The following is a 23,515-nucleotide window of genomic DNA, read 5'->3' as shown; positions in this document are numbered from 1 at the left end:
AAATAAGAACGCCCCTAAGAGTCATCCTCTTTAGGGGCGTTGACTTAACGGCTCTTCATTATTCCGGCTCTATCAACTTGTGATCAATCTGGCTTTGACGCTCTTGCGGCTTAAATTGATTGAACCTTGGTAAGAACTTATCCCAATCAATGATGTGGCTGTCTATCTCAGGGCCATCAATACAGGCATGCTTACGTACCAATTTCCCATCTTGCGTCACCGGTACCATACACGCACCACACATACCTGTCGCATCAACCATGATCGAATTAAGGCTCGCGACACAAGGCACCGAAAAGTCCTTAGTCAGGTCGCTCACCGCACGCATCATCATTGGCGGCCCAATGGTTATCACCTCAGAAACCTGAGCCTCGATTAAGTTTTTATGTGCAAGCATCATCTGCTCAAGCGGAGTGGTGACAAAGCCCTTAATGCCAAGACTGCCATCGTTACTGGCATAGATGATCTTAAGAAGCTCAGGGTAGCGCTCTCGTAACCTCTCTAATCGGCCACTAGGCTCAGTCCAAAAGCTGTGTGTCTTACCCCTAAATCCAGAAATAAGCGTCACTTTGTTGCCCATCTCTAAATGTGCTCTCAAGATAGGAAATACCGCAGGTAAACCAACGCCACCAGCGGTAAAAACGACTCTTCCTGCGTGCTCAGAAACCTTACTAGCCTGACCTAGAGGACCGGCTACTGCGCAGAAACACTCACCAACCTGCATTTTATTCATCAGCTTAGAACTGCTTCCCAGCCCCTGAATAACAAGGTCAATGGTACCTTCCTCACAGTTCCAGTCAGCCAGCGTTAAAGGTATTAACTCGCCCTTTTCATCGCTCAATACGCGAACAAACTGCCCCGCCCTAGCCGATTGTGCGATTAACGGTGCCTTGATGGTGAATTCAACAATCTCGTCTGTTAGCTGTTTACGTTTCACGATCTTAGCTGGGGTTTGACCAAGCTTGGTATAACGGCTGGCGCTGTCCACTAAGCCTTGCAACTCTTGGGCATTGAACTCTAAGTTAGCCATTATCTCACGTGCGGCAGCCTGTCCATCCCCTGCCGCCTTGATAGCCGTAGAACCGCCTCTTGTGGCATCACCGCCGCTATACACGCCCTCTATTGAGGTTTGCTGTGAATCCTTATCCAGCAGCAGGGTTCCCCATTTTGAGGTGTTAAGATCTGGGTTAGCATCTTTAACGATAGGGTTGGAGCTATTGCCCAAGGCCATAATGGCAAAGTCCACCTTTATGAGCTCTTGCTTACCTGTAATCTGAGGGCGACGACGGCCAGATGCATCAGGCTCTCCTAGCGCCATCACATCAACTGTGGCACTGCTTAATACATGATTTTTGTCGCCGTGAAATTCGCAAGGTGCACGCAATTCTTTGAGTTTTATCCCTTCCTCAAGGGCGTGGTGAAGCTCTTCGACTCTAGCCGGCATTTCTTGCTCGGTTCGACGATAGACTATAGTGACATTAGCCCCCAACCGGCACGCCGTTCGCGCGGCATCCATCGCTGTATTACCACCACCTAGAATCATTACTTCTTTATCCTGCATCTGAGGTAAAGGTGTTTCGTAATCCGCTAAGTTGGCATGCATTAGGTTGACGCGAGTAAGAAACTCATTCGCCGACATGATATTCAGCAGGTGTTCACCAGGGACATTCATAAACCTAGGTAAGCCCGCTCCTGTTCCTACGAAAATCCTCACAAAGCCCGCTTTCTTAAGATCGCTCAAAGCGGCCGTTTTGCCCACGATGTAATTTGTCACAAAACGCCCACCAAGAGCCTTGATCTTCTCAACCACATCGTCAATCAATTGGTTGGGTAATCGAAACTCTGGGATTCCGTAACGCAACACTCCGCCAAGAGCATGAAAGGCCTCAAATACAGTGACAGGGTGCCCTTCTTTAGCCAGCAAGTAGGCATTGATAAGACCCGACGGCCCAGAACCCACGATAGCGATAGGCGGCTTAGTAGCCATCACCCAAGGATTGTTGGTTTTTTTCTCAGCAGAACCTGCGTTGTTAAGCTCGCGTTCGCGCTGGGGCAAAAACCACTCTAGCTGACCGATTTCAATAGGCCTATCGTTGTGGGTACACACTCCTTGGCACTGCAATTCTTGGGGGCACACCCGGCCAGTGACATTAGGTAGAGGGTTAGCGTCTCGAATAAGCTCAAAGGCTTCCTTCAATTTACCCTCTCCCATCAAATTGAGCACCTGCGGTATATGGATCTTAACAGGACAACCGCCCTCAGCTTCTGCCTGGGGCGCACCTTGCGGGTCACACTGCGGCACGCCTATCTCACACGGACGGTCTTCACATTGCTTATCCCGCAGTACCTCTAGCCAAACAAACAGCTCCACCTCACGCAGGCTATAACCCAATCCCATATAACCCAGATAACCCTGACTGACTAAATCAAAATCCTTACGTCTCTCATTTGCAGGGCGCACATAAGGGGGAATATTATTGCTGCCCGGCCACCCCTTTGATAAACCCTCAAACATCGGATAGCGAGTACTGAGGTGTCTATCGATGCCTCGAACAAAAGCACGCTTCTGCTTAAGAGGCACTCGCCACAAATAGCGTTGTAGCGTGGTGCTCAATTCATCATCAACGAGCAATAGTTCCCACAGCTTTGCCACAAAGGAAGCCGAGAGCTCTCCACGCTTCAATGCCCCTTGAATGGCCTGCATGCTCTCATCAATCACCATCTGCTGAAAGCGCTTGGGGTCTTTTTGCATTCTCTGCTCTAGCAGCGCGTGTTGCGCCTTACTGATTGTCGAAACCATGCTACACCTCCGAAGCCTGCGAGACATTAACGTGAATAATCTCAGCGTCACATTCATCAGCAATACGTGAGGCACGCTCAACGAGCTCATCGGTAATCACAAGAGTATCAAAGACGTTAGGGATCACCCGACTGACGATCTTTGCCTTGCCCTCTTCGATAATAGTGGTCTTCTCAAACAGTTCAGGAAGTTGCTGATAACAGGTTTTACAGTCCGTACAACTTGCCATATCGGAATCGGCGATACTCACCAGTCTGTTATTCGTTGCTTCACTGGCAGCAGGCCTAGACTCCGTTGATTCGATTTGAGTCACCGGAATTTGCACCTCGCTGTCTACGGTAAGTGCCAACTCTGCCAATCCATTGGCTATGGTGTCTATGGTGTGTTCATTGCGCTCTACTGCGCCCTCATAGCGCGCTTTCCACTGAGCGACCTCTGCTTGGTGCTCAGTCTTAAGCTTAGCCATCTGTTGCCCGCTCAGATACTGCAACCGATGCCAATTATTTAATCGCTCTTCAGTAAGCGCGACAATGGAGCTTGATACCCTAAGTTGAATGAGGTGCTGCGAGCTATCCACAGACCAGATAAATGGCGTTTTATCTGCACGCTCACTCGCGCTCATGCCAACATAATCGGCCAACTCAATGAGGTTTCGTTCACTTGTCGCGAGGGAGAAGTGTTTCTTAAATCGCCCCTCAAATAAGGCAAAGTCTGCTGGGGTGAGAGCCGTTTCTAGAAGCTGAGTCATACCATCATCATCAAGATAGGTAATCATTTGCGTGGTCCAATCTTGCAAGATATCAGGGTTGCCCTCTAACGAAAGTCGTTCTGCTAATGTTTCGCCTTTACGCGGATCATGCACAAATATAGGGTTCATTCGACTTTCAACCGCAAAGCGTGAATGCCTAGTGCTGGCGTCATCCGCTATTCCATGCTCTCCCATGCACGGGGTATAGACATCAAACAAAGCAGGCGCATGTTGATAATTGAGATACTCCACTAAGTTAGACATAAAGTGACCTTGAATCGCAGTCGAGGTTTGCACCACCAATACCTCAGGGTGGAACATCGCGATGATCCCAAGCTCTTTGCGCGCCTCTTCCTTACCACTATGTGCGCTCCCCACTCGACTCAAATCTGAGTCTTGAGCGGTAAAGCTCGCGGTTGAGGCCTGCCCACCAGTGTTGGAGTAGCTCCCCGTATTCAGCACCAATACCTTAATGGGTGTCGAGGTGGTAAGGAGTCTCGATAGCGCTCCAAAGCCAATGTCATAGGTGGCACCATCGCCCCCGATGCTGAACACCGTTGGTAATAGATTAAGCTCATCACTGGAGAGTTGTGACCATTCTAGGTAGTTAAGCTGCTTATCGTGAATACTAGGATCATAGAGATCTTCTACTTCCAACTTAGCTCGGCGTAGCGCCTTGATCTGCTCTAGCTGATTAGCAACCTCCCCTTCAAACAGACCTTTAGCCAATGCGGGGGTATCTTGGAACAAACTGTTTACCCAAGGCACTTTATAAGGATTAGACGGGAAGGTAGACGCATACACACTGCTACACCCAGTTGCATTGGCAATCAGTGCATCTGCAGGTCCGTCACCTGTTGGTCCATGCTCAAACTCATACAAGCGTCGCTCTAATACCTTAACCGTATCTTCTATGCGTTTAACGCGCTCAGGCTGCTGCTCAGTTTCAAACAATTGACGGTGCTTACTCTCAAGCTTTTCTAAAAGCATTTCTAGCTGACTTCGATGGGCTTCATTTCGGCGCTCAGCCATGGCTCGGTTAATAGAGGTCACCAATCGAAGTGCTGTCACTTCTCCACAGCCACGACACGCACCGTGACCTGCGCTCATCGCATAGTAATTGTCTCTATCTAGCAATAAACGCTTAGCCTCTTGCCCATCAATAAATCGAATCGGCGTATTGGGAAGCGCTGCGAGCGTTTCAAAGTTGTGATGCAGCTGCTTATTCAGCTCTGTAGTTTGACGCACTTTTTGCAGCGCGTTAGGTCCACATACATCGACACACTCCATACAGCCACTGCACTTACTGGAATCTATTGCGACCGAATACAGCCCACCACTGCCAGGCATGGATTTTTCCATGGCATCAAAGAAGGGTTTGGTACGAGCCACCGGCATCGACTCTAATGCAATACAGACACTGGCAAAGTGCTGCTGAACTTTGCCATCATTGAAGGTCATGGTATCTAGCATCGATGCTATCGCTTTATGCAGAGGAAGAGACTCCTCTTTAGAGTGAGAGCGATAGTAGTGTCTTACCGCATCACTTAGCTTAGGCACTTCCGCTTTTAGCGCCGAGATTTGCGCTGGAGGCACTGCAAGGGTATCTATTGCGTTATTGATAATGTCGTGCACCTCATGCACTGCATTTGGTATAGCACTATCTGGGCAAGCAATGGTGCACTCCATACACCCTGTGCACTTATCGGGATCAAACAAAGGCACATTCAAACGGAACAGCCCTTTATTTTTCGTTTTGGCGCTAGAAGGTGGCATAAACATGCCAGAGCCAGGGATAACCGGCGCTTCTGCAATACTGCCGTCGGCATAGTGTTTACCGGCAATACTGTCAAAGTAGTCTTGGTCAAATAGACAGCTACTGGCACGCGTTGTTTTTTCATCCAGATTCACTTGGGCGTTGCTGTCGTTAGTAACAGCAACATCCTCATAATCTTGATAACGTACCTGCTTAGTGGCATGCATCCCCTCGCGAATCACGGCCATGTTACCGTTCACCACCGCCTGTCCTTTGCTAGCAAATTTCTTGGCTATTTGCTGCTCGATTCGATTTAGCATGGCCTCTTCATCAGCACTACCGATAACCTGGCGAGCATGACCACACAGTGCGCCAATGAAGGCGATTCCCATCATGCGGATCTCTAGGTCTCGGCTAGGAGCTTGCTCTTTCGCTACCTTAAAGGCATCCACAATAAAGAAGTCAATATTGTGCTGACGAATGTATTGCCTAGCCGCTTCCGGGATCTCTTGCCACACCTGCTCTGGGGTATGGTGGGTTTGTAGAATAAAGGTGCCGTTCTGGGTCAAACCTGCTAACGGGTTGGTATGCATAAAGACCTTGTGATCAGGCGATAGCACCACCTCTACCTCTTGCAGTTCTGCATTGGTGATCTTTATGGGCTCTGGTGACAAGGTAATGAAAAAGTTTGTCGGCGCGCCGCTTTTCTCTGAGCCGTATTTAGGCATAGATTTAGAATGCAGTTCCAATGCACCTGCTAGGATATCGGTTAATAACTTACCTGTGGCAATGGTGCCGTAGCCACCCACCGAATGAAAACGCGTACGTATTGCCTCCTCAGGAAGCAGCTGAGGATTCTCATTGGTTGATAGTGCCATCAACTCAGTCTCTGGATACGCATCCCTGAGTCTTCTTTGTATCACCTGCAACTGCTCAGAGGCTTCACTATCGAAGAACTGGCTGCCAAGATAGAAGAAAGGCTTACTTTTCTCCGCCTGCATATTGGCAAATGCGGCTACTAAATGACGAGGCTGAAGATCATGGCCACCGAGGCCAAATACGCCGGTACTGATTTGCGGAAGCTCACGAAGAAATGGAATATTTTCATGGCGATGACTGTCAGCGTTTTCTCTGGCTTTAAATAACGCTCGCGTAACGCGCTCAGTCAATTTGGTTTCATCACAGCGCTCCAATATGGTAACGGCTTTCTTACCCGCCAATGCCTCGGTGAGCTGCGCCTCAGGGAAGGGTTGCAACTGCTTAATACTGACCACGCCCACTTTCTCGCCTTTACCTCGAAGATATTCTGCCACCGCTTCCGCATCGTCAGTCACTGAGCCTAAGCCAAGAATTACAGAATCGGCATCTTCACATTCATACTGCATTACAGGGGAGTAATGTCTGCCGGTAAGCAGGGCAAACTCGCGCATCGCTTGTTTGATAAATTTTGGTACATCCGATTGAAAGTGGACTCTATGATCAACAATCCCTGCTTGATAATCAGGCTGATTTTGCACTCCGCCAGTTAGCCCTGGATTATGGGTATCCATTAAAGCAGGCACTCGTTGACGACTGCCTTTTTCATAACTATTTACCCAAACTCTTCGCCATTTTTTATGTAGCTCAGCTGGAATAAAGTCCAGTGTATGCCGGATGAATCGCCCATCTTTATCTTGCTCTAGCTGTGTTTCGTTGGCCTTTAGGTAATCCTTTAACTCTCCTAATTTATCGGGCCAGAAGTCATCTTGATGCTTGTCTAAAAACACATTGAGTTGCCAAATGCGCCCTTTAGCACCGTAGAGCATCTTTTGGGCAACGGTTGGGGCTTGAATGCGCTCTGACGGATCACCTAGGTAGGTTTTTAACAGCTCAGGCTCAGGTAGCAGTACTTCGCTTTGAATATGACTGGTGGCAAAGCCATCCATACAGTTGGCAACAGGGATGAGAGATAGTGCGCTGACTCGATAAGAAATAGCGGCCAGATCGGCCACTTCTTGAGCATTACTGGCGAATAAGGTTGTGTAACCCGCAGACAGCAGTGCATAGACATCATCGTGCCCTGCCATCACATTCAACGAGTGTCTTGAAACAGAACGTGCCGCTACGTGCAGTACAAAACCTGCGGCCTTTTTACCTACAGTCACATAGTGAGACTCCAGCCCATACAAAATACCTTGGCTTGAAGAGGCATTGGAGATATATTTTCCCCCTGTAAGGGCAGCGCCTAGTGCTCCACTTTGTGCAGAATGCTCCCCTTCAGGTTCGAAGAAGAAAGGATGCTGCCCCCATACATTCATTCCGCCTTGGGCACGGAAGGCTTCGTAAAGCTCGGAGATTTCAGTTGAAGGAGTAATGGGATAACCAATAACGCCTCCGCAGACATAATCCATAACGTGAGCAACCGCTCCGTTACCATGAATGACGGCAGGCGTACCGGGGTAGGATGGGTATTCAATGGTTTTTGATAACGAGGACATGCGCTGTTTCTCCTAAACAGGTGGACAAACAGACCGCACACAATTGCAGTATTATTTACCCACAAACTAAGTCAAAATCACGCATTTCGCCTCAAATTTTCTTCCACATACGACAAAGGCACATTTGCGTGCTGTTTAAATTTTACACCGCAAATATGCCTAATGTTGTCTATTCACTCACAAATTGTAGGGTTTTATTTGATACTAAACAAAAACTCTCGATTTACTGACTGAAGTCTCTTATTTCACTACAGAGCGCTCAGGTATGCTTTCAATGATTTAAGCCTAACCGTTGCTCCGCCAATGATATCCATGAACCCTAGAATTGGGTGCGGTTTAGAGGCAGAAATCCACGCTGAACCTGTTGCACCAATAGGAATGTTGTACCCTTTTGGTTCTTCAAACTCGATGATGACAGTTCGGCCGTGTGCACCGGCATTACTAGCAACATGCTGAGTAACATTTTGCGCGCCATTTTTCACTGATACCGTTGCTTCACCCGTGCCACTAGTAATACTGTGCACCTTGCCTCTAAACACTTCGCCTGGATGAGAATTCACATAGAACTCTGCAAACTGACCTTTTTTGATATAGCGATATGTCTGGTCACTGACGCGCATTTCCATGAATTTTTTGCTCGTATCATAGATGTGCATGTTACCTGTACGTGTACCTTTAGAGATGTTAACCACACCTATTTGGCCATCAAACGGCGCAACCACCTGGTTCATTTCATTCAGCCACTGGTTCTCTTTGATCTGAGCGTTAATGGTCGCGATCTCAGCGCGCAGTTCAGATAAGCGTGAGTATCCTTGCAAGATAGCGTTTCTAACATCATCACGCTCTGCTTGGCTGCTGTACTCTTCTAGCTTCATCAAACGCGCCATAGTGGTTTCGTCTGTTTTGATCTGGGTTTCCGTTGCTGAGATTTGGTGATGAATCGCTTGGATCTGAGCTTCAAGACCTTTGATCTCCTCAACAGAGTCGGTTGCTTCAAGGGTATAAAGCAGATCGCCCTTCTCAACAACTTGGTTATGATTGACCATAACATTTTCAACTTTCTGCCCTACCAGCGGGCTCAAAACGGCGTGTGGTGCTTTAACGGTACTGCTATCAGTCAAATCAACAGGAGCCCAGAAACGGCTCACAGTAAACAAGGTCATCGCTAAAAATATACCGAATGAGGTAATCATGGTTGCATTGCGCAGGTTCCATTTAATGACTCCGGCTTTTACCAGAATCCACATAATGAATACATAAGGAAGCATAATCTCTTTCATTATTTAGACTCCTGCGTTGATGATTCTGTTTCTTGTGTTACACCGCGGCGAATAACACCACTTAATGAATTGCCAATGATGTCCCAACGGGTGAAAGCGATAATAATAGCCAGTACCCACCAAGTCTTGCTGATGAACAAGCCACACAATGACAAGGCAAACACGATAGTGGTATGGGCGCTGTTGCGATGCTCACTCTCGTGAACCGCAACTTCATGCAGTTGCCACAACAAGTAGGCGACGTAGGCAAAAATAGACAGTGTCACAACGAAGATGAGACCCATAAAGATCTCTGAGTTAAGAAGTTGGATAATGCTTGGATTACCGTCAACAAATTCACTCTCCGGCATCGATTTGCCGTGTATGTTGGACAGGGTAGAGAAAAACAGGGAGGTTGCTGCTGCAGCGGAGATAACTCCTACGGCCTTCATCAGCCACTTTAAAATACTGAACAATCTTTTCATCACTCACTCTCACTTTCGTTGGGCTTAAAACGAGTAGCGACTACGCGTATGCTGCCCCAACTTCTTAGAGTGGTCAGCCATCTCCCTTTTCCGTAATCTCCACAACACAGTGACAATAAGGAATTACTTAGATTACCTCCAATTATTCATTTTTATACCGGATATGCGCTCATTGTATATCACAGCGATAAGTACGCTAGGGTGGCAGATAAGGTGACTATTCAATACAATCTGTTATTCGACTGTTTCCGCCTCCATTTCGATTTAAGGTACATCAACCTCATGAGCATCGACCCTCTTTTCACTTCGTTCGATCAAGCAACATCAGCATTAACGATGCCACAGCGATTTACCTTTCCATTTTATTATGACCCGCATCCACTCTCGATATTAGCTACAGAGCAATTGCAGAAGCACCTTGGCTCCAATCATCGATTTAATCAGCTGTTTGGCCTGAAGGATGATCACAGCTTAAATACCGCTTTAGCAACCCTACCAAGTGGCAAAATGTTTGGTGTGCTGGTCGTAAAAGATGCCGAAGGCGCGCTTGGGTATCTGTCCGCATTTTCCGGCAAGATTGATGACAGTAATCATCACCAAGGTTTCGTGCCGCCCGTGTACGATATGCTCGATGACGATGGCTTTTTTAGAGGTGAACTTGAAAAGGTTAACGAGGTTTCAAGAAAGCTAAAAGACTTTGAAAGAGAGTCCAATCTGCAAGCGCTATCACTGCAGCTGTCTCAGCTAATTGAAGATGAATCCGCGCAGATAAAAAGCCTGCAAAGCGACATTGCCGAAAGTAGAAAGCAGCGTAAATGGCAGCGAAGCCAAGCAAAACAGTCCTTAGCAGAGCAAGAATATCAACAACTTGAAACTGAGCTTGCTAAGCAGAGTGTGGCGCAAAAAAATCAGTTAAAGTGGCTCAAGCAGCAATGGGCTGATAAGCGCGTTGCACTTTCTCATCAGATTACGCAGATTGAACAAACCATTGCCCAATTAAAAGACGAACGTGCGTCACGTTCTAATCAACTTCAACATAAAATCTTCGCCCACTACTCATTTTTAAATGCCGAAGGTGAGTCTCAAGATTTGAATCAAATCTTCGTACAAACGGCGTATAAAGTGCCACCAGCAGGGGCTGGCGAATGTGCTGCGCCCAAGCTGATGCAATACGCTTACCTAAATGGCTATACGCCTATCACAATGGCCGAGTTTTGGTGGGGACACTCTCCAAAATCTGAGATCCGTCAGCACAAGCAGTACTATCCTTCATGCATGAGCAAGTGCCAGCCTATTCTCTCACATATGCTCAAAGGCCTAGACGTAGACCCTAACCCACTTTTGGAAAACCCTGCACAAGACAAACCGCTACCCATCATTTATGAAGACGAGCATATTGTGGTCGTTAACAAACCCGAAGGGTTTCTTTCTGTACCGGGCCGACATATCAAGGACTCTGCCTTCACTCGTATCGAGCAAATGTACCCTGATGTTGAAGGACCATTTGCTTTGCATCGTTTAGATATGGCGACGTCAGGCCTGCTGGTGTTTGCGCTGAGCAAACGTGCGAACAAGCACTTACAAAAACAATTTATATCCAGAGAAGTCAAAAAACGCTATGCCGCGCTTATCGATGGCAAATTATCTACAATAGAGGGGGAAATAGCTTTGCCCTTGTGCGCCGACCCTTACGATAGACCCAGACAAAAAGTCTCTTTTGAAGAAGGGAAGCCAGCGCTTACACGCTATCAACTCATAGACACAATAGAGGGTAGATCAAAGGTATTTTTGTACCCTGAGACAGGCCGAACGCACCAATTGCGAGTACATTGCGCACATCAACAAGGGCTAAATATGCCGATTGTTGGCGACACCTTGTATGGTCAAAAAAACACCCGACTTTACCTGCATGCACAACAACTGAGTTTTACCCACCCGATCAATCAGCAGTGGGTAACGTTTGAAGCGGATATCCCATTTTAGGGCTTAGACATCCGCCAAACTAAGCGCTCTAATGAGGTTAATTACTTCTTGAGCTTAGTGCACTTGGTGCTTTGATCGTTTGGATTGTTTGCGCAGTGCACTACAATTTCGTAGTCTTCAGAATTATTGTTTACCTTAGCCTCAGCCAAAGGTACAAACTCTATTGAACTGGCGGCTATTGCTAGCACTGCAATTACATACTTCAAATACATTCTCCGCTATCATTTACTGAATTAGCGCTAAGTGTATGTTTAGGCAACATTATTTGCTTATCATAATGCGCCATACGAAGTGAAAATATAGATTTGCCCAGCCAACTTTGGCTTTGAGCGAGTCGTCACCACAACCTAAAGCGTCTATGAATTGGCTAAGCTAGCCAATTGCTTTTGGTAAACAAAATGACTTACCACACATCGCAATGTGCTGTAATCGTATTTAGCCTCAAAGTGCTCAAACAGAGGTTTAAGTTTTCGCTCTGATAGTAAATTTAGCTGTGTGATAACAACTCCAAATTGTTCAAGTTCCGAGGGTTCAACCTCAATCACCTGCTGCAAAGGGCAAAGGCCGATTTCGATGGCTGAAGCCAGATGGCTCATGACAGTATTGGCAGCAATACCTCTCTCAGCGGCCACCAAATCTACTTTATTAAGTTGATTAAAAAGGTCGACGGTGGTTTGTTCCGTTGCTGTGAGTACCAAGGTGGCTTTAGGCTGAGCAATCATTAACTCAACAATTGCATCACCGTATTTCGCCACTTTAGCGTCGCCAAAGCCCGAGACCTGCCCCAGTTCTTCATGGTTAAGCGGCCTCTTTAACGCTATGTCAGCCAAACTGGCGTCGTGACATATCACATACGCCGGTACATTTTGCTGTTTTGCCAGTGAAGCACGTAGTTCTCTGAGTTTTTCAAATACCTCTGCATCTTGCGCAGATAAAGCTGTGCTTTTCTTAGTGCTACTGGTCTTTTTCTTTTTAGCTTTACGAAGCTCACGAAGTTCTATGGTTTGTTCACCGCGCAGCACTGTGCGGCACAATTCAGTGAGTTTGAGGTTGTTATACATCCCCTCAACCGTGAGGTAATTCATCGCAATCAGCTGACGAAATACCCCTTTCCACTGCTCAGCTGTCAACTCAGTTCCGATACCAAAGGTCGACAATGACTCGTGACCGAAGCGCTGAATTTTCTCATCGCTTTTACCTAGCAATACGTTCACCAAATGAGTGACTCCGAACGTTTGTCCAGAGCGATACACAGTCGACAACGCTTTTTGTGCCGCTTGGGTACCATCCCAAGTTTTTGGTGGGTTCAAACAGTTATCGCAATTCCCACAAGGCTGTGACAATGATTCGCCAAAATAGCCCAACAGCGTCTGGCGACGGCAAGAGCTCAGCTCGCAATAGCCAAGCAGCGCATTGAGTTTACCCATCTGCACTTGTTTATATTGTGAGTTGCCATCAGAGTTTTCTACCATCTGTTTTTGCATCACTAAATCTTGTAGACCATAAGCCATCCAAGCATTGGCTTGTGCGCCGTCGCGGCCTGCCCTTCCCGTTTCCTGATAGTAAGACTCTATACTCTTAGGTAGGCTCAAATGTCCGACGAAACGCACATTGGGTTTATCAATACCCATACCAAACGCGATGGTGGCGACAATGATCACCCCTTCTTCGCGCAAAAATCGTTGCTGATTCTGGTTTTTTTGCTCAACTGACATTCCTGCATGATATGGCAGAGCCACACGCCCCTTGCCCGACAGCCAGGTTGCTGTTTCCTCAACTTTTTTGCGTGAAAGGCAATACACGATGCCCGCATCTTGAGGGTGGTTTTGCTCAATGAAATCCCAAAGTTCATGCTTAGCATTCGCCATTTCACTGACATGATAACGAATATTCGGACGATCAAAGCTGTGAACAAACACCTTAGCATTAGACAGTTGCAGCTGGCTGATGATTTCTTGTTTCGTGCGCTCATCTGCGGTAGCCGTCAGGGCAATACGCGGCACATTAGGAAAGCGCTGCGGCAAAATGGAAAGCTTCTGGTATTCAGGTCTGAAATCGTGTCCCCATTGACTCACACAGTGAGCTTCATCAATGGCAAACAGCGACAGATGAGCTTGCTCTAATAAATTAAGAGTACGCTCCATTAAAAGACGTTCTGGAGAGACGTAAAGCAGCTGAATCTCACCTCGCATCAATGAGGCTTCAACTTCCATCTGTTCATATTGATCTTGGGTTGAGTTTAAGAATGCACAAGCCACACCCACTTCTCTTAGCGCATCCACCTGATCTTTCATCAATGCAATCAGGGGGGATACCACTACGCCAACGCCTGAGCGGACCATTGCGGGGATCTGATAGCAGATGGATTTACCACCACCGGTTGGCATTAGGGTGAGAACATCTTGTCCCCCTACCACACTTTCAACTATGGCTTGCTGCTGGTGACGAAAGCTGTCGTAACCAAATACAGAGTTTAATACCTCTAGAGGCTGTGGTTTAGTGGCGTGTTCGAACTGACTCAATGCTGAAGATCCCGAGGGTTAGATGAATAAAAAGGATAGCGAAGAGTCAGCCCTAAAGCAGAGGGTAATAGTATTAAATCACGTCCTATTCAGAAGACGATTCTTGCTTCACTGACAGCATCATTTGCAATCCGCCGCCATTATGCACATGTTTATACCCTTTCGTCAGCAGTATTTGTTTCGCATTCCCCGAACGATTGCCACTGCGACAATACACCACTATCTGATCATCCTTATCGACAAAAGAGAGATCGGCTCGAGAGAGATCAGAAACAGGAATATTCACAGCGTTGTCAAGATGCCCACCACTGAACTCTTGAGGGGTTCGCACATCTATGACTACCGCGCCAGAGTCAATCCAGTCCCATGCCTTTTGTGCACGCTCTGTTGCAAAAGCCCCTGATGAAAACGCCATACCAGGAATAAGAAGCGCCAACGCCATTAGTCTTTTAATCATAATGCTCTCTTACTTTTCACAGCGCAGGTAAGCCGAATGTTACTTTCGACTTTACCAGTTCTAGTAAATCTCCATCACCCAAGAACCCAGCTTTTTCTCTTGCCACAACTCTATGATCATTGGCTCTAAAGCTGCGATAACACGCTTAAGATCGTCTGTAGTTTTGCTGTCATTAAACCAGCCATTGATGGAGTCCAAGTTGAACGCAAGCTGCTTCAAATTACCGGAATTCGTTAATAGCTCCTCGCCATTCGTCGCTTGCTCTTGCTCTGATAACTGGATACGAGACTCAAAGTACTGGTCTGCCGCTCGATACAGGTTCCAACCATCTTCTCTCGTGGCTAAAAGTCGCATATTTCATTCCCTTTTATTGCTCATAGTAAGCATAATCACAACACACCTATGTTGCTAATCAAAGGATGCACTTCACACACTCAAAGTTCGAAAGCGTAAAATTGTCAATGCTACTATCGAGCGCAAGTTTATGAGAAAAAACAAAAACAAGCAGGATTGAAATTGGTAAAATACGCGCTTATCAACATCAGTAAATCGCACTATGACAACATCGAATAAACCTTGGTTAAACACCTACCCTAAAGACGTTCCCGAATTCATCAATATCGACCAATATGCCAACATCAATGAAATGTTCAAAAAGCCATTTGAACAATTTGCTGATAACACCGCATTTATCAATATGGGACACTCTCTCACCTATCAGCAACTTAATGATAAAAGCGATGCTTTTGCTGCCTATTTGCAATCTGAGTTAAACGCTAAGAAAGGTGACAGAATCGCACTGATGATGCCAAACCTATTGCAATACCCTATTTGTATTTTAGGTGCTCTCAAAGCAGGTCTTGTGGTGGTCAACGTGAATCCACTCTACACTCCTCGAGAGCTTGAACATCAACTAAGAGATTCAGGTGCCACCATCATTGTGGCAGTAACAAACTTTGGCGACAGCTTGCAGCAAGTCATTAGTCGCACCAGTGTAAAGCACGTAATACTCACCAGTATCGGCGATGAACTAGCACCTCATAAACGGACCCTAGTTAATTTTGTGGTGAAGTACGTAAAGAAAATGGTACCGAAATACCACCTTCCAAGCGCGATATCTCTAAGACGAGCACTCACCCATGGTAAGCGACTAGACTTTAATCCACCTAAGATTGAGCAGGATGATCTTGCGTATTTGCAGTACACCGGTGGCACTACTGGCCTTGCTAAGGGCGCGATGCTGACGCACAAGAACGTAATGGCCAATGTGCTGCAGGTCTTTGGTCACTTCGGCCCACGTACCGCAAAAGACAAAGAACACGCCGTAACGCCACTGCCGCTTTACCATATCTTCGCCAATTCTGTCAGCATGATGCTGATGATGTATATGGGGGGCACCAATCTGCTGATCACTAACCCTAGAGACTTAAATACCTTTGTTAATGATCTCAGCAAGTACCCATTTACCATGATCTTTGGCTTAAATACTCTATTTGCTGCCCTTATTAATCATGCAAAATTCAAGCAGCTCGATTTCTCAAATGCCGAGTTCACAATCGCCGGTGGGATGGCAACACAAAAACACATCGCCGATGAATGGCAAGCAATCACGGGAATGCCAATCATCGAAGGCTATGGCCTAACCGAATGTTCGCCTGTTGTGGCAGGTGGTGTGCACACACAGCAACAATTTGTACCTGCGATTGGCGTGCCATTACCTAGTACAGAAATGAGAATCGTCGATGACAATGGCGAGCCTTTAAGTACTAACCAAGTGGGTGAGATCCAAATCCGCGGTGACCAAGTCATGGCTGGGTATTGGAAACAAGAAGCAGAAACTAAAGCAGCAATCACCAAAGATGGCTGGCTAAATTCTGGTGATATTGGTCGTATGGATGAAGACGGCGTTTTCTATATTGAGGATCGTAAGAAGGACATGATTTTAGTATCAGGCTTCAACGTATTCCCAACAGAAATTGAAGAAGTTGCCACCCTGCATCCAAAAATTATTGAAGCTGCGGCGGTGGGCGTTGCTGATGACGTTGCAGGAGAGCGAGTAAAACTTATCGTAGTCACCAATGGTTCTGTTTCTGTGGACGATATTAAAAAACACTGTCGCCAACACCTTACTGGCTACAAGATCCCGAAAGTGATTGAGTTTAGAGAAGAGTTACCAAAAACCAACGTCGGTAAAATTCTTCGCCGGGAACTGCGCGACTAGCTATTACCTCGTTTAGTACTGAGAACAGAGAAGTATAAAAGGCAGGCTTAACTTTTTAAGCCTGCCTTTATTATTTACAATCCGACAAAGAAGCTAATCACTAGCGCATTCAATATATCGATAAAGAATCCACACACCAGAGGCACCACGATAAAGGCTTGCGGACTCGCACCATAACGACTGGTTACTGCTGTCATATTCACAATCGCTGTCGCAGTAGAGCCCAAGGTTATCCCGCCAAAGCCAGAACAAATAACCACCGAGTCGTAGTTTCTACCCATCAAGTAGTAAACCACTAGGATAGTGAATAGCAGAGATAGCAGGATTTGAGCTGACATGATCACTGAGATATAACCAAACATCCCATCTAGATCCCAGATATGAAGCCCCATCAACGCCATAGTTAAGAACATACCCAAGCAGATATCAGAGATCATCGCCAGTCCCTTACGGCCCTGCTCAATCTTCTCTTTGGTTCGACGTTTCTTAAACAAAGCACGGCCAATGTTGCCAATCAAGATACCCGCAATCAAACAGCTCACAAATAATGGCAACTTAAAGCCAGCAGCTTCAATAGACTCGCCAATACTGTAACCTAGCATCAAGGTAACGTTTAAAACTAACCATGCATACAAGACGCCATAATGACTAAGCTCTACGGTTGTTTCATGGTCTTGGAACGCACCCACCGCAACGTCTTCTTGATTAGATGGGCTCACCTTGTGCTTATTCAATAGGTAGTTAGCGATTGGACCACCGATAACACAGGCAGCGATTAATCCGACAGTATTCGACGCTACCCCTAATTCCATTGCATTGCTGATGCCATACTCTTGAACAAATGTAGGTGCCCATGCCAAGGTCGTCCCGACACCACCAATCAAACTGACCGAACCAGATAGCAAGCCTGCCTTAGGATCTAAGCCAAACGCGGTAGCTACAGACATACCAACGACGTTCTGCAATACAATGAAGGCACCTGCAAGCACCAACAAAATGAATAGTGGTCGCCCGCCTTTGATCAGGGTTTTAAGATCGGCTTGAAGGCCAATGCCAGCAAAGAAATACAGAAGCAGAAAGTCTCGCACTTCTAAGCTAAACGTGATTTGAGTGTCAAAAACATAATAAAGAACAGCAACAGTAGCCGCACAAACAAACCCACCAATCACAGGCTCAGGCAGTGAATATTTTTTTAAGACTTCTGAGCGCTCAATAATGGCTTTACCAATAAAGAGCAAGGCAATAGCGATGGTAAAGGAGACTAGCGGTGGTACTAATACTTCTGACATAAATTAATCTGTTCCTAGGCAAAAAGTGCGATGGTGTATGAAACGCAATGATAAGCTACAAGTGTAATGTAAACCTCAATAAAATCATTAATTTATTGACGGCAACTGGTTAACGTTTAACCAGGCCGCCTGCAAAAATACCCGCAATAATCGAAGATACCGCTATTGCCCCCGCAGGTGAAAGAGCGGGAAGCGCAACTAAAAGCTGAGTGTCATTGCCTCGACCAGCCAAAACTGCGCCAAATCCCATTAAGCAGCCCGATCCTAAGTGCCAAAAGTATCGCTTAGCGCCGGCCATCTCAAGATGAAAAGAGCGAGTAGCGATGGCCGCAAGCAACATGCCCAACACTAAACATGCAATCAACATAAAGCGCTCTAGGCTTGGCCATAGATGCTCTCCATTACTCCACACATAAAAGCTCACATCTTTAAGCAACCCACTGGGCGTCCAATGAGGTTCGAATACAAAAATGCAGCCTCCCATAAAACCTATCGACAACATTGATAGCCATAGTGTTCGGCTGGTTTTATCTAGCCTAAAGACCAAAATACTGAGCAATATAGAACCTATAATCAGCGAACCATACTGCATCATCACTGGCATCTCATATCGACTGGGTTTGACATCCACCATCCACGTAGAAAAGGCTATCCACGCTATAATCCAACCGGCTATTGTTGCCAACATCACTAGTTGCCCTCGAGCTAAACGACTGATTGTCGACACCCCACAACCTTGGTTGAACGCAGCTCCTAAGCCAAATAAAAAACCGCCGACAGCAAAATGCCAACTGGGTAAGTAAGCCGTGAATAAATTCTGCTCTGTGTAAACATAAATAAGGCCGATAGAGAGCCAAGAAAGTGTCCCACTAAAAATAATGGCAATAAGGAACATAGGACTTCCAGAGCGGACTTTCTTAACACCGCGCACCATACACAAGCCAGTAGTTTGTGCGAGATACCCAAGTATTCCAATCATCACCAAAGATAGATATAGCACCCTCGTTCCCCATGATTCACGCCAATTTGAACTCGCTCTACAAGCTCATAGATGAGGTAAATATAGTCGAGGCCATCAACTATAACGATGAATTGAGTTTGTTCTCATATAGCTTAACGGGTTAGAAAACAGCAATTATCCCTTGTACTGGCCCGCCCTTTTCTCTCGGGTCGGCAACTGCCGTTCAGGTAACGTCTAGTAATTGGCAAAGAAGTGAAACTCTAAAGCGGTTTACTTTGTCTCATCGCGACTGATGATAAATGCATAAATGGCTGAAATTATAATCACAAAGCAGAATATATTGATCAATGTGTTCATCTAGTGCTCCCCAAAACATAACATTGCCTTTAGACTAATCAATCCAAGTGACAAGAAGAATCAACCCCATTTATTTGCAACATTAAACCCGTTGAGGTTTACCATCAGTGGTGGGCACAAAACGCATAGTGTTAGCCGCCTCACTCTTATATACTGAGCTTCTTTCAAAGGAATACCTATTATGGAAATGCTCATCGTTTCTTCAGAGCAACAAAAACGTCTGATCATGCTTTTTATTCGCAAAAAAGCGTCAATGTCAGACAAAGCCCTATTAAAAAACCTCGATGCTTACTCTGTAAACTCTTCGGTTTATCCCGCTTTTAAGATGGCATCAGACTTGCTTGTAGAACGAATTACTCTGCCTTTTGCTGATGAAAAGACAGGTAAATTATTAGGGGGCGATTTCCTATACCGGTACTTATCTAAAGGTTACATTTGTTTAGGTAACTATACAGGTCAACCAAAACCAGACCTGACGCCTTATGGTGTTCGTTCAGTGCGTATGCTACCCAAAGTGGGTTTTGGGCTGTAAATTTTCACCTCACATTTTAATTGCCTGCTTAATCAAGCCAAAAAGCAACACCGCATCACAGTAAAGGATCAACAGAAAATGAGTGAGCTAACCCCTCAACAAGAACAAGCCATTACCACATTTAAAGCGAATATGCATTTCCCAGAAAATGGTTTTCATAACTTGATCATTGAACTGTGCAAGACCTATCAGCTGCCTTTTCAAAAAGTGCGTAAGGTGTTGATGAGCTCGCAAGTAAAATTAGAAAAGAAGATTCGCCTTCAATTCGATAACCTGCAAAGTAGTGAACTCACCCAGCAAGCTTGGCTAGAAACTGTTAATGTTGAGTTGAGTGAAATGGCTAAAGAAAACATCCCAGTAATGAGCGCATTGCAGGCGAATAATAACTACGTCAAAGCGATGACTGCTTTAAAAGCTGTCATTCAAAATGAAAGTGAGCGCGAAGAGGTATTAGAGTATCTATTCTTAGCCTATGAAAAAGAGGTATTTAAACCTCTACTGGCAATGCTACGCACCACGCCAGTTTACTGGAAGTTAATGCGCGCGGAAGAAATCAGCAAAATGACACCTGAGTATCAACAAAATTTTAGTGATTACCCGCAATACGTAGACGCAGCCAATCACTTGTTTGAACTAGAGGTACAAGTAAAAGCCTTGATTCTCGAATAGGCATACCTAAAATCATTGGATAGCAGTGGACATCTTTGGGTGGATGTCCATTATAAAATGATTGTTTTTGCTATATTTCAGACATAAAAAAAGACGTCCTAGGACGTCTTTTTTTATAAATGTGGCGGTGAGTGAGAGCTTACAATGATAAAACATTAAGCGAACATTAAGTGACTGATTTATAATGACTTATAATGATTTATCTTGAAATTTCCTTTGTTGATTTCCATATTTCTATCCAATTTTCTATCCTTTGAATAAATGTGACAGTCATCACAAATAGTTAGTTCCAATTGCTAAAAAACCGGCGAGACGCCGGCTTTTGACTACTGGGTAGTACGAAAATACTATTACGTTTTACGCTTTGATTTTTTGCGGTCATGCCAATCAATGACCTCACTTTCCACCCAGCCGACGCGACGCGCTGATAACTGAACAGGATAAGGGAAACCTTCATTTTTCATCATGTCGTACACAGTTGAGCGAGCTAAGTCGAATTCCGCCCTCAATGACGCAATGCTATGAAACCTTAAAGGCCGGTTTTCATTTTCTAGGCAATAATATTCATAGCATTTCTTTTTGCTATGGTTCCGCTCCACAATCCGCTCCCTCATCCAATACTCAACCTCCCCAATATCCCAACGCTTGGCCCTGCCTAAAATCTGAATAGGCGCTGGAAACGACTCCTGCTTCATCAATGTATTGATAGTGCTACGTGATAATGCACATGCAATGACTAGGTGTCGGATGTTTACAATTTTTACTTTGTTGTTCATAGTTTTTATAAATATCTCCATAGAACAAAAAAAACAACGAACTCGTTCTCTATACAAGAACTCTATCCCTCGCAAAAAAACATACCTCAGCTTATAGTCATTCGGTACAACTCTTTTTTTTCCTTCGTCTCAACTCGCAAAGATAGAATTGTAACACTTTAAACCGTTGACTTTACTAAGAAAAAATCAGATATGAGTGCGGGAAAACATCCTTGAAATGAGTTGTAAGTAATTACAAATTACAAACATCAAGAGCTATTTGAAGTGCATATTTACTCTATCGAACGTGCCAGAGCGTACTGACCTTCATACCTACATTTCGTCATTCACGAAATCAAGAATCTAAAAACCGCGTCTTAAAATCTCCTCGCCCATACACACTGATGTGTGCATGGGCTCAAAAATTTTCTCGGCCTATCGGCCTCGCTGTGTCGAACACCTTCGACACAGCGAGGCCTTAATCTACACAAAGCGTTACAGCGCTATCGCGCACAAAACCGCAGTGACAAGCGCACGCACACCAAAAGCTCCGCTTTTGAAGCACGACCCTACTTTCCTCTCCGACTTTTACGCATACCCAAAGTAACAGTGCAAAGCACTAAAGAGTCCGGACTCTCGAACCGGAGCCTGCATTGGTAGGTATAGAGGCTCATAAAAGAGCATGAAGCAATATGACTCATCACGTGAAGACCAAAATGTCAGAAATTGATGAGACCGACTGACCTCGAACAGATGAAATCGAGTCTAGCAACAGAGCAGAGCCGGAGCCCGCCGTCATCGGGCGCTGAAAAGCATGACTATCCTGAGCTGAACAGATGAAACAGGGGAGCTTGACCCCATCAAGACGAGAAGAAACCGCTCGATAGAAGGTTAAAAGTGGTCAAACACGCTGAAGTCTCTCGCACGCTGACAAGCATTAAGTCGAAGACTCAGGCCGGTACCTATAGAGGTATCTCTAACGAGGTCTCGAACAAATAATGTGAGTAAGTAATGGAAGAATTCAATGCTGAGAAAGAGCTCAACACTCTGCGAGAAAAACGAAAAGTACAACGCAAACGCAAGCGCTACCTTGCGTCAAAGTTAGACAAGTATGGCTTTCAGATTCTAGCACTGCATTGCAATGGGGCTAATCCCACTGAAATTCATGTATGGCTACTCACCAACACAAAAATCAAGGTGGCTCGAACCACCGTTTACCGATGGATTAAAAAACATGACCAAGATTAAAGACCCCCTTAAAGTCGCAAAAAAGCAAACTTCTAATGTGATGGAAAAACTGAACCTTCGTAGCTTGGGAACTAAGCGAAATTACGCTCGCTCTCTCACTCTGTTCAGCCAACATTTAAATCTCAATAAGAGCACCAGTCTTCGGCATGCCACCAAAGAGCACGCCATGCAGTTTCTTACCGACCGCGCTGTCTGCGTGGGTCAGAAGCAATTAGATATGGACCGACAAGCCATTCAATCTCTACTGCGATACAACGGTGAATTAGAGCAAAAGCAAACCCTTGAGGTGATAGAGACCGAGCTAGACGAAGTCACCCACTCCCGAGCTTACCTGGATGAACAAATTGATTTGGTGCAGCAAGCTCAGAGCGACAAACATTCTCTGACCACTCGTATTGCAGCAGCAGCTGGTTTCAGAGCTCATGAACCGGGAACCCTATTGCCTAAGGATGAAAGAGAGCCCGATTTTAGAGAGGCCCATTCGGAGCATCGTTTTGCAGGACAGGAGGATTGGGTCGCCTACACCGTCATTGGTAAAGGGGGATTGTGCAGAGAAGCAAGGCTCCCCAAAGAACTCGCCGATGAATTGGAAGCGCGACGACTCGAAAAGCCTATCTGGCGAATCGACAGAGGCATTCCCTATAAAACCTACTACGACATTGGCTTTGGCAAGCAATGGTCAGACTCATTCTCAAAAGCATCAACACGAGTTCTTAACTGGAGCCATGGTGCGCATGGGTTGAGGCACACCTATGCCCAAAAAAGAATGGAAGAGTTAATGCGCTATTGCTGCTACGAAGAGGCGCTAAAGGCTGTGTCTCAAGAATTAGGGCATCTTAGACCTGATATCACCCTAGCCTACTTACGATAGCGGACGCCTCTCATCAGAGGGGCCTTCCCTATATTGAAGACTCAATATCCACAACCGAATAAAAAGCGCAACTCAAAAAATAAATACTGCTACTTAACCTAACTCAGTTGAAGGCCAATTCTGGT

Annotated in this window: 17 protein-coding genes; 6 read left to right on the top strand and 11 right to left on the bottom strand. The window is 45.7% G+C overall.

Translation table 11 applies throughout. From position 1 onward, the window contains the following. Positions 1-58: 58 nt before the first annotated feature. From OCU46_RS05600 to OCU46_RS05585, 4 genes are all read right to left on the bottom strand, one after another. Positions 59-2,800 (bottom strand): sulfide/dihydroorotate dehydrogenase-like FAD/NAD-binding protein, encoded by a 2,742-nt coding sequence (locus OCU46_RS05600; protein WP_141269890.1) that lies wholly within the window; start codon positions 2,798-2,800, stop codon positions 59-61. Position 2,801: 1 nt separating this feature from the next. Beyond that, complete coding sequence (locus tag OCU46_RS05595; RefSeq protein WP_141269888.1) at positions 2,802-7,781, bottom strand: 2-oxoacid:acceptor oxidoreductase family protein; 4,980 nt, start codon at positions 7,779-7,781, stop codon at positions 2,802-2,804. Positions 7,782-8,029: 248 nt separating this feature from the next. After that, positions 8,030-9,061 (bottom strand): HlyD family secretion protein, encoded by a 1,032-nt coding sequence (locus OCU46_RS05590; RefSeq protein ID WP_141269886.1) that lies wholly within the window; start codon positions 9,059-9,061, stop codon positions 8,030-8,032. Continuing rightward, positions 9,061-9,525 (bottom strand): magnesium transporter, encoded by a 465-nt coding sequence (locus OCU46_RS05585; RefSeq protein ID WP_141269885.1) that lies wholly within the window; start codon positions 9,523-9,525, stop codon positions 9,061-9,063. Before OCU46_RS05585 ends, OCU46_RS05590 begins: the two co-directional genes overlap by 1 nt. A 282-nt stretch (positions 9,526-9,807) precedes the next feature. Between OCU46_RS05585 and OCU46_RS05580 the strand changes: the two genes are divergently transcribed. Further along, a complete protein-coding gene (locus OCU46_RS05580) occupies positions 9,808-11,508 on the top strand; it encodes an RluA family pseudouridine synthase (protein WP_141269883.1) in 1,701 nt (566 codons plus the stop codon). A gap of 41 nt (positions 11,509-11,549) precedes the next feature. Here OCU46_RS05580 and OCU46_RS05575 read toward each other — a convergent pair whose 3' ends face one another. The 4 genes from OCU46_RS05575 to OCU46_RS05560 form a co-directional block, all read right to left on the bottom strand. Continuing rightward, positions 11,550-11,714, bottom strand: a complete 165-nt coding sequence (locus OCU46_RS05575) for a hypothetical protein (RefSeq protein WP_167495343.1) — start codon at positions 11,712-11,714, stop codon at positions 11,550-11,552. A 150-nt stretch (positions 11,715-11,864) separates the two neighbouring features. Beyond that, complete coding sequence (gene recQ, locus OCU46_RS05570) at positions 11,865-14,030, bottom strand: DNA helicase RecQ (protein ID WP_141269881.1); 2,166 nt, start codon at positions 14,028-14,030, stop codon at positions 11,865-11,867. An 85-nt stretch (positions 14,031-14,115) separates the two neighbouring features. After that, on the bottom strand, positions 14,116-14,487 hold the full coding sequence (locus OCU46_RS05565; RefSeq protein ID WP_141269879.1) for a rhodanese-like domain-containing protein: 372 nt from the start codon (positions 14,485-14,487) through the stop codon (positions 14,116-14,118). Positions 14,488-14,547: 60 nt separating this feature from the next. After that, positions 14,548-14,841, bottom strand: a complete 294-nt coding sequence (locus tag OCU46_RS05560) for a hypothetical protein (protein ID WP_141269877.1) — start codon at positions 14,839-14,841, stop codon at positions 14,548-14,550. A 202-nt stretch (positions 14,842-15,043) separates the two neighbouring features. Here OCU46_RS05560 and OCU46_RS05555 point away from each other — a divergent pair, with 202 nt between their 5' ends. Further along, positions 15,044-16,708 carry an AMP-binding protein gene (locus tag OCU46_RS05555; protein ID WP_141269875.1) on the top strand — a complete coding sequence of 555 codons (1,665 nt, stop codon included), beginning with the start codon at positions 15,044-15,046 and terminating at the stop codon, positions 16,706-16,708. Between the two features lie 74 nt (positions 16,709-16,782). Here the strand turns inward: OCU46_RS05555 and gltS are convergent, their stop codons facing one another. Then, positions 16,783-17,997, bottom strand: coding sequence for a sodium/glutamate symporter (gene gltS / locus OCU46_RS05550; RefSeq protein WP_141269873.1), 1,215 nt, complete (start codon positions 17,995-17,997; stop codon positions 16,783-16,785). Positions 17,998-18,106: 109 nt separating this feature from the next. Beyond that, positions 18,107-18,997, bottom strand: coding sequence for a YeeE/YedE thiosulfate transporter family protein (locus tag OCU46_RS05545; RefSeq protein WP_244311351.1), 891 nt, complete (start codon positions 18,995-18,997; stop codon positions 18,107-18,109). Positions 18,998-19,496: 499 nt separating this feature from the next. Between OCU46_RS05545 and OCU46_RS05540 the strand changes: the two genes are divergently transcribed. Together OCU46_RS05540 and OCU46_RS05535 are read left to right on the top strand one after the other, a co-directional pair. Further along, positions 19,497-19,847: a hypothetical protein gene (locus tag OCU46_RS05540; RefSeq protein ID WP_141269871.1), complete on the top strand. Its 351-nt coding sequence runs from the start codon at positions 19,497-19,499 to the stop codon at positions 19,845-19,847. A 78-nt stretch (positions 19,848-19,925) separates the two neighbouring features. Further along, the gene (locus OCU46_RS05535) at positions 19,926-20,516 is read left to right on the top strand and encodes a hypothetical protein (RefSeq protein WP_141269869.1); all 591 of its coding nucleotides are present in this window, start codon (positions 19,926-19,928) and stop codon (positions 20,514-20,516) included. Between the two features lie 350 nt (positions 20,517-20,866). Here OCU46_RS05535 and OCU46_RS05530 read toward each other — a convergent pair whose 3' ends face one another. Then, positions 20,867-21,292 (bottom strand): helix-turn-helix transcriptional regulator, encoded by a 426-nt coding sequence (locus OCU46_RS05530; RefSeq protein ID WP_167495342.1) that lies wholly within the window; start codon positions 21,290-21,292, stop codon positions 20,867-20,869. Between the two features lie 990 nt (positions 21,293-22,282). Between OCU46_RS05530 and OCU46_RS05525 the strand changes: the two genes are divergently transcribed. Continuing rightward, a complete protein-coding gene (locus OCU46_RS05525) occupies positions 22,283-22,519 on the top strand; it encodes a hypothetical protein (RefSeq protein ID WP_141269865.1) in 237 nt (78 codons plus the stop codon). Continuing rightward, positions 22,506-23,390 (top strand): site-specific integrase, encoded by an 885-nt coding sequence (locus OCU46_RS05520; RefSeq protein ID WP_141269863.1) that lies wholly within the window; start codon positions 22,506-22,508, stop codon positions 23,388-23,390. Before OCU46_RS05525 ends, OCU46_RS05520 begins: the two co-directional genes overlap by 14 nt. Positions 23,391-23,515 lie beyond the last annotated feature (125 nt).

Origin of the sequence: Vibrio comitans (assembly GCA_024346835.1) — a bacterium.
GTDB lineage: Bacteria > Pseudomonadota > Gammaproteobacteria > Enterobacterales > Vibrionaceae > Vibrio > Vibrio comitans.
This window is presented reverse-complemented; position numbering and strand designations above follow the sequence as displayed.

What these genes read in the sequence shown, in the direction of transcription:
- OCU46_RS05600 (WP_141269890.1), bottom strand. Translation starts at nt 2,800, where the DNA reads ATGGTTTCGACAATCAGTAAGGCGCAACACGCGCTGCTAGAGCAGAGA.
- OCU46_RS05595 (WP_141269888.1), bottom strand. Translation starts at nt 7,781, where the DNA reads ATGTCCTCGTTATCAAAAACCATTGAATACCCATCCTACCCCGGTACG.
- OCU46_RS05590 (WP_141269886.1), bottom strand. Translation starts at nt 9,061, where the DNA reads ATGAAAGAGATTATGCTTCCTTATGTATTCATTATGTGGATTCTGGTA.
- OCU46_RS05585 (WP_141269885.1), bottom strand. Translation starts at nt 9,525, where the DNA reads ATGAAAAGATTGTTCAGTATTTTAAAGTGGCTGATGAAGGCCGTAGGA.
- OCU46_RS05580 (WP_141269883.1), top strand. Translation starts at nt 9,808, where the DNA reads ATGAGCATCGACCCTCTTTTCACTTCGTTCGATCAAGCAACATCAGCA.
- OCU46_RS05565 (WP_141269879.1), bottom strand. Translation starts at nt 14,487, where the DNA reads ATGATTAAAAGACTAATGGCGTTGGCGCTTCTTATTCCTGGTATGGCG.
- OCU46_RS05560 (WP_141269877.1), bottom strand. Translation starts at nt 14,841, where the DNA reads ATGCGACTTTTAGCCACGAGAGAAGATGGTTGGAACCTGTATCGAGCG.
- OCU46_RS05555 (WP_141269875.1), top strand. Translation starts at nt 15,044, where the DNA reads ATGACAACATCGAATAAACCTTGGTTAAACACCTACCCTAAAGACGTT.
- gltS (WP_141269873.1), bottom strand. Translation starts at nt 17,997, where the DNA reads ATGTCAGAAGTATTAGTACCACCGCTAGTCTCCTTTACCATCGCTATT.
- OCU46_RS05540 (WP_141269871.1), top strand. Translation starts at nt 19,497, where the DNA reads ATGGAAATGCTCATCGTTTCTTCAGAGCAACAAAAACGTCTGATCATG.
- OCU46_RS05535 (WP_141269869.1), top strand. Translation starts at nt 19,926, where the DNA reads ATGAGTGAGCTAACCCCTCAACAAGAACAAGCCATTACCACATTTAAA.
- OCU46_RS05530 (WP_167495342.1), bottom strand. Translation starts at nt 21,292, where the DNA reads ATGAACAACAAAGTAAAAATTGTAAACATCCGACACCTAGTCATTGCA.
- OCU46_RS05525 (WP_141269865.1), top strand. Translation starts at nt 22,283, where the DNA reads ATGGAAGAATTCAATGCTGAGAAAGAGCTCAACACTCTGCGAGAAAAA.
- OCU46_RS05520 (WP_141269863.1), top strand. Translation starts at nt 22,506, where the DNA reads ATGACCAAGATTAAAGACCCCCTTAAAGTCGCAAAAAAGCAAACTTCT.